General features: G+C 64.1%; 11 protein-coding genes. 7 read left to right on the top strand and 4 right to left on the bottom strand.

The window, feature by feature from the left end:
- The first annotated feature begins 71 nt into the window (after nucleotides 1-71).
- From AC0L3H_RS04140 to AC0L3H_RS04115, 6 genes are read left to right on the top strand one after another with little or no spacing between them, the layout of a single operon-like run.
- The gene (locus tag AC0L3H_RS04140) at nucleotides 72-869 is read left to right on the top strand and encodes an ATP-binding cassette domain-containing protein (protein WP_473584596.1); all 798 of its coding nucleotides are present in this window, start codon (nucleotides 72-74) and stop codon (nucleotides 867-869) included.
- A complete protein-coding gene (locus AC0L3H_RS04135) occupies nucleotides 866-1,876 on the top strand; it encodes an ABC transporter permease (protein WP_128172070.1) in 1,011 nt (336 codons plus the stop codon). Before AC0L3H_RS04140 ends, AC0L3H_RS04135 begins: the two co-directional genes overlap by 4 nt.
- 4 nt (nucleotides 1,877-1,880) lie before the next feature.
- Nucleotides 1,881-2,972 (top strand): phosphotriesterase family protein, encoded by a 1,092-nt coding sequence (locus tag AC0L3H_RS04130; RefSeq protein WP_473584595.1) that lies wholly within the window; start codon nucleotides 1,881-1,883, stop codon nucleotides 2,970-2,972.
- Between the two features lie 51 nt (nucleotides 2,973-3,023).
- Nucleotides 3,024-3,794 (top strand): glutamine amidotransferase, encoded by a 771-nt coding sequence (locus AC0L3H_RS04125; RefSeq protein ID WP_473584594.1) that lies wholly within the window; start codon nucleotides 3,024-3,026, stop codon nucleotides 3,792-3,794.
- A 3-nt stretch (nucleotides 3,795-3,797) separates the two neighbouring features.
- The gene (locus AC0L3H_RS04120; RefSeq protein ID WP_473584593.1) at nucleotides 3,798-4,706 is read left to right on the top strand and encodes a PfkB family carbohydrate kinase; all 909 of its coding nucleotides are present in this window, start codon (nucleotides 3,798-3,800) and stop codon (nucleotides 4,704-4,706) included.
- Nucleotides 4,703-5,533, top strand: a complete 831-nt coding sequence (locus tag AC0L3H_RS04115) for a BtpA/SgcQ family protein (protein WP_473584592.1) — start codon at nucleotides 4,703-4,705, stop codon at nucleotides 5,531-5,533. The genes AC0L3H_RS04120 and AC0L3H_RS04115 overlap by 4 nt, the downstream gene beginning before the upstream one ends.
- A gap of 78 nt (nucleotides 5,534-5,611) precedes the next feature.
- Here AC0L3H_RS04115 and AC0L3H_RS04110 read toward each other — a convergent pair whose 3' ends face one another.
- From AC0L3H_RS04110 to AC0L3H_RS04095, 4 genes are all read right to left on the bottom strand, one after another.
- Nucleotides 5,612-6,598 (bottom strand): NAD-dependent epimerase/dehydratase family protein, encoded by a 987-nt coding sequence (locus AC0L3H_RS04110; RefSeq protein WP_473584591.1) that lies wholly within the window; start codon nucleotides 6,596-6,598, stop codon nucleotides 5,612-5,614.
- A gap of 171 nt (nucleotides 6,599-6,769) precedes the next feature.
- Nucleotides 6,770-10,228: a chromosome segregation protein SMC gene (gene smc / locus AC0L3H_RS04105; RefSeq protein ID WP_473584590.1), complete on the bottom strand. Its 3,459-nt coding sequence runs from the start codon at nucleotides 10,226-10,228 to the stop codon at nucleotides 6,770-6,772.
- Nucleotides 10,229-10,345: 117 nt separating this feature from the next.
- Nucleotides 10,346-11,092 carry a DsbA family protein gene (locus AC0L3H_RS04100; RefSeq protein ID WP_473584589.1) on the bottom strand — a complete coding sequence of 249 codons (747 nt, stop codon included), beginning with the start codon at nucleotides 11,090-11,092 and terminating at the stop codon, nucleotides 10,346-10,348.
- Between the two features lie 130 nt (nucleotides 11,093-11,222).
- On the bottom strand, nucleotides 11,223-11,723 hold the full coding sequence (locus AC0L3H_RS04095; protein ID WP_023802726.1) for a DUF721 domain-containing protein: 501 nt from the start codon (nucleotides 11,721-11,723) through the stop codon (nucleotides 11,223-11,225).
- A 55-nt stretch (nucleotides 11,724-11,778) separates the two neighbouring features.
- On the opposite strand from AC0L3H_RS04095, the gene mutY reads away from it, so the two are divergent.
- Entirely contained in the window at nucleotides 11,779-12,915 is a 1,137-nt protein-coding gene (mutY, locus tag AC0L3H_RS04090) for an A/G-specific adenine glycosylase (protein WP_473584588.1), read from the top strand.
- The last annotated feature ends 2 nt before the right edge of the window (nucleotides 12,916-12,917 follow it).

The following is a 12,917-nucleotide window of genomic DNA, read 5'->3' as shown; positions in this document are numbered from 1 at the left end:
GCATCGATGACCCGTCCGCGGCGCCGCGAAGGGCTACGCCGCGGACGCTTTGCAATCCCGTGGGATCCAAGATGAGCAGTGGCGAGACCTATCGGGTGCGGATGAGCGGCATCTCAAAGCGCTACAATGCCATTCAGACGCTCGATGACGTGTCGCTGGTGCTGAGGCCGGGCGAGGTCCTGGGGCTTGTCGGCGACAATGGCGCCGGGAAGTCGACGTTGAGCAAGGTGCTGTCGGGAGCCGTGGTTCCCGATGCCGGCACGATCGAGATCGATGGAATGCCGGTGACCTTCACTTCGCCGGCGGACGCGCGTGCGGCGCGCGTCGAGATGGTCTATCAGGATCTGTCGCTCTGCGACACGGTCGACGTCGCCGGCAATCTCTTTCTCGGCCGCGAGCCGCGCCGCCGCATCGCCGGCATTTCCTTTCTCGACAAGAAGCGCATGCACGAGCAAACGCGCCAGATGCTCGACCGTCTCGGCATCGTTATATCAGACACGCGGCTCAAGGTCGAAAACCTGTCCGGCGGACAGCGACAGTCGATCGCGATCGGCCGCGCCGCCTCGTTCGAGCCGTCCGTGCTGATCATGGATGAGCCGACGGCGGCGCTCGCCGTCGCCGAGGTCGAGGCTGTGCTGGACCTGATCCGCACCGTCAGCGCCCGCGGCGTCAGTGTCATCCTGATCACCCACCGGCTTCAGGATCTGTTCCTCGTATGCGACCGCATTCAGGTCATGTACGAAGGACGCAACGTCGCCGAGCGACTGATCGGCGAAACCAATATCGAGGATGTCGTCAACCTGATCGTGGGCCGCAAGTTCAACGCTCGTTCGGCCACCAACGCCTATCGCGATGGAGCGCCAGCATGAGCGAAGCGACTTCGACCCGCTCCGCGCAGTCTCGAAGGGTCCGCGAATCCACATGGCGAGATGCGGTGCTCGCCAACGGCAGTGTCGTGTCGATCGCGCTGTTCTTTCTTATCGTTAGCGTCATCTTCTCGGTGGCGACGGACGCCTTTCTGACGTCGCCCAACCTGCTGAACATCCTGCGGCAGTCGGCACCGCTGCTGATCGTCGCCGCGGCGATGACCTTCGTCATCACCACCGGCGGCATCGACCTTTCGGTCGGCTCCGTGCTGGCGCTGGTGGCAACGTTGTCGGCGACATTGCTGCAGTTGGGCCTGCCATGGCCGCTGGTCATCCTCGCCATGCTTGCGCTGGGCGCCTTGCTTGGCGCGGTGCAGGGCTATTTCGTCGCTTATGAGGGCATCCCGGCCTTCATCGTCACACTTGCCGGGCTTTCGGTGATCCGTGGCGTGGCGCTGCTGATCACCGGCGGCTACTCGATCCCCATCGAGCCGGGCAGCCCTTTCACGGTGCTGGGCCGCGCCTGGCTGCTTGGCGTGCCGGCGCCGGCGCTGATCGCGCTGGCGATCCTGGCGATCGCCTATATCGCCTTCAACGAGACGCCGTTCGGCCGCTACGTGACCGGCATCGGCGCCAACGCCGAAGCGGTCAGGCGCGCCGGCGTGAACACGCGGCTGACGACGCTTTTCGTCTACGTGATTTCCGCGGCCGCGGCAGCACTTGCGGGGATCATCATTGCCGCCCGGCTTGGATCCGGATCCTCGAATGCCGGGCAAGGCTTTGAGCTCGAAGTGATCGCCGCCGTCGTGCTTGGCGGCACCAGCCTGTTCGGCGGCCGCGGAACGATCGTCGGCACCGTTCTCGGCGCGCTTACCGTGGCCGTCATCGGCAATGGCCTGATCCTGGCGCATCTGTCGCCTTTCCTGACGCCGATCGTCACCGGAACGATCATCCTGATCGCCATCTGGCTGAACTTCCGCCTGTTCCGCGGCGCCGTGCGGAGCCGTTGAGCCCATGAGTGATCTTTTCGATGACGCGGCTCCCAGGCAGAGGCTGGCGATCGGAGTCGAAACCGGCCATGTGATGACCGTTCTCGGCCCCGTTCCGGTCGAAGAAATGGGCGTCACGCTGATGCACGAGCACATCTTGCTCGACGGCGCGCGCAGCTGGAAATGTCCCTGTCATCCCGACGACATGGCGCTCGCCGAGCAGCCGGTGAACATCGAGATCATCGGCGAATTGCGCATGAACCCTTACGTCAACCGCGACAATGTTTCGCTCGACGACAGTGACCTGGCGCTGTCTGAGCTGCAACGCTATCGCGCGCTGGGCGGCCATACCGTCGTCGACGCGACCAATATCGGCATCGGCCGCGAGCCGGAAAAGCTCGCCCGCATCGGCCGCATGTCCGGCCTGAAGATCGTCATGGGCACAGGCTTTTATCTGGAACACACCCATCCCGAATGGCTGAAAGCGATGGACGTCGACGCAGTGACCGAGTTCATCGTCAACGACGTCGGCGGCGGCGAGACGCTGCCGCCGATCCTGGCCGGCCTGATCGGCGAGATTGGCGTCAGTAAGGATTTTACTTCAGAGGAACGGAAGTCGCTGCGAGCTTCCGCAAGAGCCTCGCGCATCACCGGCGTGCCGCTGTCGATCCACCTGCCCGGCTGGGAGCGGCTGGCGCACGAGGTGCTCGATGTCGTGGAGGCCGAGGGCGCCGATCTTCGCCACACTGTGCTCTGTCACATGAACCCCAGTCACAACGATCTCGACTACCAGACAAGCCTCGCCCGGCGCGGCGCGTTCCTGGAATACGATATGATCGGCATGGACTATTATTATGCCGATCAGGACGCGCAATCGCCCTCCGACGAAGAGAACGCGCGAGCAATCGCGGCACTTGTCGAGGCCGGCGTCGGCGATCGCCTGCTGTTGTCGCAAGATGTGTTCCTCAAGATCATGCTGACCCGCTTCGGCGGTTTCGGCTACGGCTACATCCTCAAGCATTTCATACCGCGCCTGAAACGGCATGGCGTCGAGCAGCCAGCCATCGACCGCATGCTGATCGCCAATCCGAAAGCCGTGTTCTCGCGGCAGATTTAAGCCCAGGCTCGCGGGTGAGACTTTGCGGCTGAGACTTACGACGGAGTTCAAATGTCCAAGAAAAAAATCCTGCTTGCCGGTGAATCCTGGGTGTCGACCGCGACCCATATCAAGGGCTTCGACCAGTTTCCGACGGTCACCTACCACACCGGCGCCGACGAATTGCTGACGGCGCTGAAGGCGACCGACTTCGACGTGACCTTCATGCCGGCACATGAGGCACAGCGCAGCTTTCCGCAAACAAGGGAGGCGCTTTCGGCCTATGATGCGGTGGTGCTCTCCGACATCGGCGCCAACACGCTGCTTCTGCATCCCGACACCTGGGTTCACTCCAAGCCGACGCCGAACCGTCTGCGTCTGCTGCGCGATTATGTGCGCGACGGCGGCGGGTTTTTGATGTTCGGCGGCTACTATAGCTTCCAGGGCATCAATGGCGGCGCGCGCTATCGCAAGACGCCGGTCGAAGAAGTGCTGCCGGTGAGCTGCCTCGCGTTCGACGACCGTGTCGAGGTGCCGGAAGGGTTTTCGCCTGTCCTGAAAGGCTCCTCGGACCATCCGATCCTCAGGGGTCTCGGTTCGGATTGGCCAATCCTGCTCGGCTTCAACGAAGTGACGCCGAAAGACGGGGCGGAAGTGCTGGCAACCGTGTCGTCGGATTATGGCTCGCTGCCGCTGCTCGTCACCGGCCACTACGGCAAGGGCCGCACTGTGGCCTGGACGTCCGATGTCGGGCCGCATTGGCTGCCACCGGAGTTCATCGCCTGGAAAGGCTACAAAACCCTGTTCGAGCAGATGCTGAGCTGGGCGACCGGTGAGAACTGAGCGATGCATGTCCATGTCGTCGGCAATGCCTGCGTCGACACGATGTTTCGCGTCGGCCGCTTCCCTACCGCCGGCGAGACTTTGAACGCCAGCAACTACGCCGACGGCCTCGGCGGCAAGGGAGCAAACCAGGCTGTTGCGGCCGCGCGCACGGGTGCTGCGGTAACGTTCTGGACGGCGCTCGGCAAGGACCGTGCAGGCGCATGGATCAGGAGCCGCCTCGACAGGGAGTTGTCTGACCTCGAGGCGGTTGAATTCGACCTGCCAAGCGACCGCTCGACCATCGTCATTGAGCCCGGCGGCGAGAACTTCATCGTCAGCGGCGTCGCCTGCAGCGACGCGTTCGATCCGATCACGCAAACCGCACTTGCGCGCCGGATCGCTTCTGGCGACATCGTTGTCTGCCAAGGAAATTTGCGAGGCGCCGCGATAGATGCCTGCCTACGGGCAGCACGGGAAAATGGCGCGCGCACCGTCCTGAATGCCAGCCCTATCGATGCGGCGGCTCTGCCTGATTTCGGTCTGGCAGAGGTGTTGGTGGTCAATCAATCCGAGGCGAAAGCGCTGACCGGCCAGGCTGACATGTCAGCCGCCGCCGACGCGCTTGTGGCCAAAGGCGCCGGGACAGTCGTGATCACCCTTGGTGCGGAAGGCTGTCTCGCCCTGGGCCCGGACCAGGGAGGATGGTTTCGTTTGCCGGCACCACAAGTCGAGGCGCTCGATACCAGCGGCGCCGGCGATGTGTTTTGCGGCTGTCTGGCTGGCGGGTTTGCCAAGGAAATGTCGGTTGCCGCAGCGCTGAAGTTCGCGCTCGCGGCTGCCGCAATTGCGGTGACTCGCCCGGGCACATTGATATCCTGTCCTTCCGCGTCTGAAATGGCGGCGCTCATCGATCAAACGGAGCTCTCATGACCCAACTCGGTCAATCAGGCGGCGACGCGCTCGTAGAACTTTTCGGCCGCACCAAGGTGGTGATCGGCGTCGTTCACCTGTCGCCGCTTCCCGGCGCCCCGCGCTATGACGGCGAGGCGGTCGAGGCGATCTATCAGCGCGGTCTGGACGATGCGAGATCCTATCTCGATGGCGGATGCGACGGCGTGATCGTCGAGAATCATGGCGACATCCCGTTTGCCAAACCTGACGACATCGGACCGGAGACAGCGGCCTATATGGCTGTTATCTCCGACCGTATCCGCCGCGAGTTCGGCAAGCCGGTCGGCATCAATGTGCTCGCTAACGCCGCGATCCCTGCCCTTGCGATCGCCAGCGCCTCCGGCGCGGGCTTTATCCGCGTCAATCAATGGGCGAATGCCTATGTCGCCAATGAGGGTTTTGTCGAGGGGGAGTCGGGTCGCGCAGCACGCTACCGCGCCAAGCTTCGCGCCAACGGCATCCGCGTTTTCGCCGATGCTCATGTCAAGCACGGCGCGCACGCGATCGTTGCCGACCGCCCGGTGGAGGAACTGGTCAAGGATCTGGTCTTCTTCGACGCCGACGCCATCATTGCGACCGGTCAACGCACCGGGCACGCTGCGGATCTGAGCTATATCAGCATGATCAAAGAGGCCGCCGGCCTACCGACGCTGGTCGGCAGCGGCGTGACGCCGGACAATGCCAACGATATCCTTGGCATCGTCGATGGGATCATAATTGCCAGTGCGCTGAAGCATGACGGCGTCTGGTGGAACCAGGTCGACCCCGCCCGAGTAAAGTCTTTTATGGCCGGGCTGAGGCGATGATCGAGCGGCGACTGGAGCGAAGTTGCGGCCTTGGGCCGCAAACGCGGAGACCCGCAGGCGACGACCCGCAGGCCGCAGTCACGTTGTCGGCGATCTCTTAGCCCATTCGGACCGGTACCAGTCGACGAATTTCTTCAGCCCATCTTCTGTCGAAACGCTCGGCTTGAAACCGAAATCGCGCTCCAGCGCAGTCATGTCGGCATAGGTGCGCTCGACGTCGCTGCTCTGCATCGGCTCGCTGTGGCGAATCGCCTTTACACCGAGCAGTCTTTCCAGAGTGTCGATGAAATCGCCGAGCCGCACCGGCCGGTTGTTGCCGACATTGTAGAGCCTGCTCGGCGGAACTTCAGCCGATGGCGGCTTGTCGAGCACGGCAACGACAGCTCTCACCACATCTTCGACATAAGTGAAATCGCGCCACATCTCGCCATTGTTGAACACTCGGATCGGCTTGCCTTCGAGCATCGCCTTGGTGAATATCCAATAGGCCATGTCGGGCCGGCCCCAGGGACCGTAGACGGTGAAAAATCGCAAGCCGGTCTGCGGCACCCCGAAGAGATGGGCGTAGGTGTGGCTCATCAATTCATCGGACTTCTTGGTGGCGGCGTAGAGCGAGACGGGCTTATCGACCTGATCGGTCTCGCTGAACGGCACCTTGCGGTTGCCGCCATAGACCGAGCTCGACGACGCATAGACCAGATGCTCGAATGCGGGCTGCGCGCGACAGAATTCGAGCACTTCGAGATGGCCGACAACATTGGAACGGACATAGAGCCTCGGATTGTCGAGTGAATAGCGCACACCCGCCTGAGCGGCGAGATGGACGATCCTGACTATGCCTTGCCCAGCAAAAGCGTCGGCAAGAGCGCCCTGTTCGGCGATGTCGATCTGGTGAAATGAAAAATCCTTGTAAGGCTGCAAGCGGGCGAGGCGCCCCTTTTTGAGCGCCAGGTCGTAATAGTCGGTCATGTTGTCGACGCCGACGACCGCTTCCCCCCTACTCAGGAGATGATGGCAAACATGGCTGCCGATGAATCCTGCGGCTCCCGTGACAAGTACAGGCAACAAGGTTCTCCACGCATATGCTGGCACATGATCGCGAAATCGAGATCGATTTCGGAGAGGATCATGCGCAACATCAAAACGCTTATCAGAATGAACGGAACCGACCCAGTCCAATTCGTATTTTAGCCGAAAGCCCCAATAGGCGCTACCGACAAGCTGTGCGTCGACGCGTCAGCTCGCCTCGCGCAGGGCCTCGGCCGCCTGCAAGTCGACCGACACGAGTTGGCTGACGCCCTGCTCGGCCATGGTCACCCCGAACAGCCGGTTCATGCGGGCCATGGTGATCGGGTTGTGCGTGATGATGACGAAGCGCGTCTCGGTGGTGGCCGCCATTTCGTCCATCAGATTGCAGAAACGCTCGACATTGTGATCGTCGAGCGGTGCGTCGACCTCATCGAGCACGCAAATCGGCGCGGGATTGGTCAGGAACACGGCAAAAATCAGCGACATCGCCGTCAACGCCTGCTCCCCGCCGGAAAGCAGCGTCATCGTCTGCGGCTTCTTGCCGGGTGGCCGCGCAAGGATTTCGAGACCGGCCTCGAGCGGATCATCGGACTCGATCAGTTGCAGTTCCGCCGTGCCGCCGCCGAACAGATGCGAAAACAGCCGCTGGAAATGGCCGTTGACCACGTCGAAGGCAGCCAGAAGCCGTTCGCGGCCTTCGCGGTTCAGGCTCTGGATCGCCTGCCTCAGCTTGCGGATGGCCCCGATGATGTCCTCACGTTCGGAAACGATGGTCTCCAGCCGGTCGGACAGTTCCTTCTGCTCTTCCTCGGCGCGCAGATTGACGGCGCCGAGCCGCTCGCGCTCGATCTTCAGCCGGTCGAGCTGACGCTCGATCTCAGTCATCTCCGGCATCGGGCTGTCGGCCTCCAGGCCGGTGTGGCGGATGACCAGATGCGGCGGGGTGTTCTGCGTTTCCTGGATGCGCGCCTCGACCTCCAGCCGTCTTTCATCGGCAGCGGTCAGCCGCTCTTCGGCGCGAACTCGGGTTTCGCGCGCCTCGGCCAGCGACTGGATCGCTGATGTCGCGGCCTTGTCCAGTTCGGACTGCTTGTTTTCCGCTTCCTGCAACCGGTCGCCGGCGGCCTGGCGCAGGCTTTCGGCTTCGGCAAGCTGCGACAGCAAGGCGCGCCGCTTGGCGTCGATCTCGTCGGGGGCGTCGGCCAGCCTTTCGCGTTCGGCCTCGGCCTCGGCCTTGCGTTCGCCGAGTGCGGCGATCTGCGTTGAGGCGTTTTCGGCGCGCTCCAGCCAGTTGCGGCGTTCCGCGCCGATGGCGTCGAGGCGGCGCGAGCGCGCTTCGGCTTCCCGCCTCAAGCCTTCATGGACGGCGCGGGCATCGGCAAGGGTGGCGCGGTCGCGAGCGACGTTGGCGGCCGACTGTTCGAGCTGCAACTGCAGATCACCGAGATCGGGAGCGCTTTGCAGCAGCATCTCGGCCTCGACGAAAGCCGCGGCCGTCTCTTCATGGCTGTCGACGACGCGCGCGCGCGCCTCGTCAAGTGCGGCGCGCCGGCTCGACAGCTCGCCGCCGGCCTTCTCGGCCTCGGCCAGCGCGTTGCGGGCGGCGTCCAGCCCATGCTGGGCATCACGCCCGGCCTGACGGGCGTTGCGCTCGGCCTCGCTCGCCTGGGCAAGCGCCTGCTCGGCATCGGCAAGGGCCTCTTCGGCCTGGCGCAGGATGCGGTTCGCGTGGACCGCCTCGGCGTCGAGCTCGGACAGCCGGTTTTTCTGCGCCAGCCGCTGCGCGGCGGCGGTCGGCGCGTCGGCGCTGGCGGTGAATCCGTCCCAACGCCAGAGCGCCCCTTCGCGGCTGACCAGCCGCTGCCCGGGAGCAAGCTGCGCCTGCAACCGCTTTCCGTCGCCGGCGTCGACGATGCCGATCTGCGCCAATCGGCGGGCGAGTTGCGCCGGCGCGCGGACGACGCTGGCAAGGCTCTTGATGCCTTCGGGCAGAGCGGCGTCGCCGGGCTGGACCTCGCTTTGGCCCCAATGCACCGGCGCGCTGCGGTCGAGCGGCACGTCGAGATCTTCGCCAAGGGCCGCGCCCAGCGCCGTCTCGTAGCCGCGCTCGACGCTGATCTGCTCCAGCACGGACGGGAAGAGGTCGCCGCTCGCGGCATTCAGGATCTTGGCCAGCGTGCGGGCCTCGGTTTCGATTCGCGCCAGTTCGGCCTTTGCATCCTGAACCGGCGGGCGGGCGGCGCTCTCCGCCGCGCGCGCCTCGGCGACAGCCTGTTCGGCGGCAATCGCCGCGGCTTCGGTTTCCTCGAGCAGCGCCAGCGCCTGTTCAACCAGAAGTTGCTTCTCGGCGGGATCGGCCAGGCCGGCGACCCTGGAGGCGATATCGGACAATTCCCGGTCGACATCGGCGAGCTGGCGGGCGAAACGGTCGCGGCGCTCCGCGGTGTCGCGCAGCGTTCGTTCGATCTGGTTGCGGGAAGCGGCGGCCTCCGCCCGTTCGGCGGTCAGCCCGGCGAGTTTGGCTTCACTGGCGGCAAGCGTCGACGCAGCCTGTTCGACCGCCGCGCGGGTGCTGGCCTCGCGGTCGGCGGCGCCGGCGTTCTCGGTGTTGAGCGCAGTTTCTTCGGCGGCGAGACGCTTAAGAATATCCGCATTGTCGCGGACCATCCGCTCCTCGCGGACGATGTCGCCGTCGAGCTGCTGGAGCCGGCGGTCGAGCTCCAGTTGGCGGGCGCGGATGCGGCCCGCTTCTTCCTCGATCTGCGTCTTGGCGATCGACAGGCGCTGGAAGGCGGCAGCGGCGGCGGCTTCCGCGTCGCGCAGGTCCGGCAACCGATGGGCGCCGATCCCTTGCTCCCTGGCGGCAGCCATCTGGGCGGCGGCGCGGTCGCCGACCAGTGCCGTGGCGATCGCCAGCGCCGAGCGCGCCTCGCCTTCCTGCGTCTTGGCCAGCGTCCAGCGCAGATGCAGCAGCGTCGCTTCAGCCTTGCGGATATCGGCCGACAGGTTCTTGAAGCGCGAGGCCTGGCGAGCCTGGCGCTTCAGGCTTTCGATCTGGCTTTCCAGCTCGCCGACGACATCGTCCAGCCGTTCCAGATTCTGTTCGGCCGCTTTCAGACGCAGTTCCGCCTCGTGGCGACGTGTGTGCAGACCCGAAATGCCGGCCGCCTCTTCCAGCAGCGCGCGACGCGCCTGCGGCTTGGCCTGGATCAGCTCGCCGATGCGGCCCTGCCCGACCATCGAGGGCGAACGGGCGCCGGTCGACTGGTCGGCGAAAAGCAGTTGCACGTCCTTGGCGCGGGCTTCCTTGCCGTTGATGCGGTAGAGCGAACCCGCCTCGCGCTCGATGCGACGCGAAACCTGCAACTCGTCCGCGTCGTTGAAGGCCGAGGGCGCGCTACGGTCGCTGTTGTCGAGGAAAAGCGTGACTTCGGCGGTGTTGCGGGCCGGACGCGTTCCGGAACCGGAAAAGATGACGTCGTCCATGCCGGACGCGCGCATGTTCTTGTACGAGCTTTCGCCCATCACCCAGCGCAGCGCCTCGACAAGGTTCGACTTGCCGCAGCCGTTGGGGCCGACGATGCCGGTCAGGCCGCGTTCGATGACGAACTCACCGGGTTCGATGAACGACTTGAAACCGAGCAGGCGAAGGCGCGAGAATTTCATTCGCGCCGCCCCAAAAGCGGGTTCTGCAAAAGTGTTCCGCGGTTTGGCGACAAGAACTCGCGGCGCAACAAAAAGTTGCGCACGCCGAAGCGCAGCCGCTTCGGCGCTGCCGAAACGTCAAAGCAGAGGGTCGATAATGGCCGAGATTTCCTCAATCGACAGCGCCCCCTTGTAGGTCTTCCCGTTGATAAAGAAGGTCGGCGTCGAGTCGACCTTGAATTCATCGGCGCCGCGCTTCTGGACCGACCTCACATCGTCCAGAAGTTTCTGGTCCGTCAAGCAGGCCTCGAACGACTCCTGTGTAAAACCGGCCATCTTGGAGATTTGCAGCAGGGCGTCCTTGGTATTGGCGACACCTGCCCAGTTCGCCTGCTGCTTGAACAGAACGTCCACCATTGGGAAATAATTGTCCTTGGAGCAGCGCGCCAGCATGAAACCGGCCTCGGCGCTGGGATCGAAGGGGAACTCGCGCAGGATAAGGCGGGCCTTGCCGGTATCGATGTATTTCGTCTTCAGCGCCGGGAGGGTGGTTTCATGGAAATGCGCGCAGTGCGGGCAGGTCATCGAGGCATATTCGACGATGGCGACCTTCGCGTCGTCCTTGCCGAGCTGCATGTCGGGCACTGCGCCGGGCTTCAGCAAGGCAGCCATGTCCACCGTGCCCTGGGCCTCAGGCGCCTTGGCCGCGGCCGGAGCGGCCGGCTTTGCCGGATCGGCCGGCTTCATCGCATCGGCGGGGGCCGCAGGCTTCACATCCTCCGCCACGGCTTTCTCGCCCGAGTCGCTGCAGGCGGCGAGCAGAGCCACCGCCGGAATGGCGGCCAGTGACGACAGGAGGTTTCTGCGGGACAAAAGACGGGGCATACGAATCACCTGACAATGGTTGGATTTTGCAATGCAAAGGCTAGAAAAGGCGAGAGTTGGCGCGAATTAAGGCATCGCCGTCCCCATTCCAATCGCCAAAACTTGGCTACGCGATCACGAAAGCGCGAGATTATGTTTTCTTTTGACCGAGAATGGTGGCGCCGAGCCGCTCCAGCGAGGCGCGCAGCCCATCATCCTCGATCATTCCGACGGTGCCTGACAGCTTCACCTTCTCGGCCGCGGTCAGCGGCCGGATACTTGGTTTAAGCCGGCCTTTGTCAACCGTGACCGGCTTTTGCACGATTCTGATCCGGCCGATAGCGTTGAAGCCGAGGAAGGCGTTGACCCGGTTGATGATCTCGCCGGTCTCGTGCTGCAGATGGAGCGCCGCCATGCCTTCGCAGGCGATGACCAGCACCGCCGGCTCGAACGGATCATCTTCATGCATGCGGCGCGGCCACTGGATCTTTTCAGGGCGCGAACGGCTGGCAAGCCGCGGCCCGGCAATCTCCTCCCATGACTGGACAAGCCCGATCGACATGCCGGCTCGCTTGCGCAGCACCGGATCGAGGATCTGGGTTGCGAGATCACTCACCGGAACGGGATTGCCGAAGGGCCTTTTCCCTGCCATGTGCGTTCTCCAGTCACGACCTTCACCATACATCGGTTAGGCCAGTCCTCGATCAATGGCACTGCACGACCAGACCCGCAAGACCGCATCCTGCGACAGCGGCAAAGCCGCATCCGGAGACAGCGGCGAGATCGCGTCCCGCCTGCTCGCTTGGTACGACGGGCATCACCGCGACTTGCCGTGGCGCATTGCGCCGCGCGAGTTGGCACGCGGCATTCGACCCGATCCCTACCGGGTCTGGCTTTCCGAAGTCATGCTGCAGCAGACCACGGTCGAAGCCGTAAAATCCTATTTCCGGGTTTTTGTCGAGAAATGGCCCGATATCGAGGCGTTGGCCGCTTCACCGACAGAAGACGTCATGAAGGCCTGGGCCGGACTCGGCTATTATTCCCGCGCGCGCAATCTCAAGGCCTGCGCCGACCTCGTCGCGCGGCAAGGCGGCAGGTTTCCGGATACGCAAGCTGGCTTGAGAGAGCTGCCCGGCATCGGCGCCTACACGGCGGCGGCGATCGCCGCGATCGCCTTCGACCAGCCCGCCGCGGTCGTCGACGGCAATGTCGAGCGGGTGGTTTCCCGGCTGTTTTCGATCGTCACGCCGCTGAGCGAGGCCAAGAGCGACATACGCACCTATGTCGAGCGCATGGTTCCAGCGACCAGACCGGGCGATTTCGCCCAGGCGATGATGGATCTCGGCGCGACGATCTGCACGCCGCGGCGGCCGCGCTGCGGGCTCTGCCCGCTGCGTGAGGATTGCAGCGCCATTATTTCCGGCGATGCCGAACGCTTCCCTGTCCGCCTGCCGAAGGGCGAGAAACCATTGCGGCGCGGGGCTGCTTTCGTTGCCGTACGCGGCGATGGCGCCATCCTTTTGCGCAAACGTGGGGATAAGGGCCTGCTCGGCGGCATGACCGAAGTGCCGACGACCGGCTGGACCGCGCGGATCGACGGCGGCACCACAGCGGCGGCGGCGCCCTTCCCCGGCAACTGGCGGCCAGCCGGGAAGATTGGCCATGTCTTCACCCATTTTGCGCTCGAACTCGAAATCTTCAAAGCGATGGCCGATGTCGCCGCCCCAGCGGGTCATTTCTGGTCGCTGGCCGACGAAATTTCCGGCGAAGCACTGCCCACCGTCATGAAAAAGGTAATCGAAGCAGCGATACCGGGCGCGACGAAGAAGCAGCGCGCACATTGAAT

The organism is Mesorhizobium sp. WSM4816 (genome assembly GCF_055811535.1).
The sequence above is the reverse complement of the archived record's forward strand: the minus strand, read 5'-3'. Positions and strand labels throughout refer to the sequence as shown.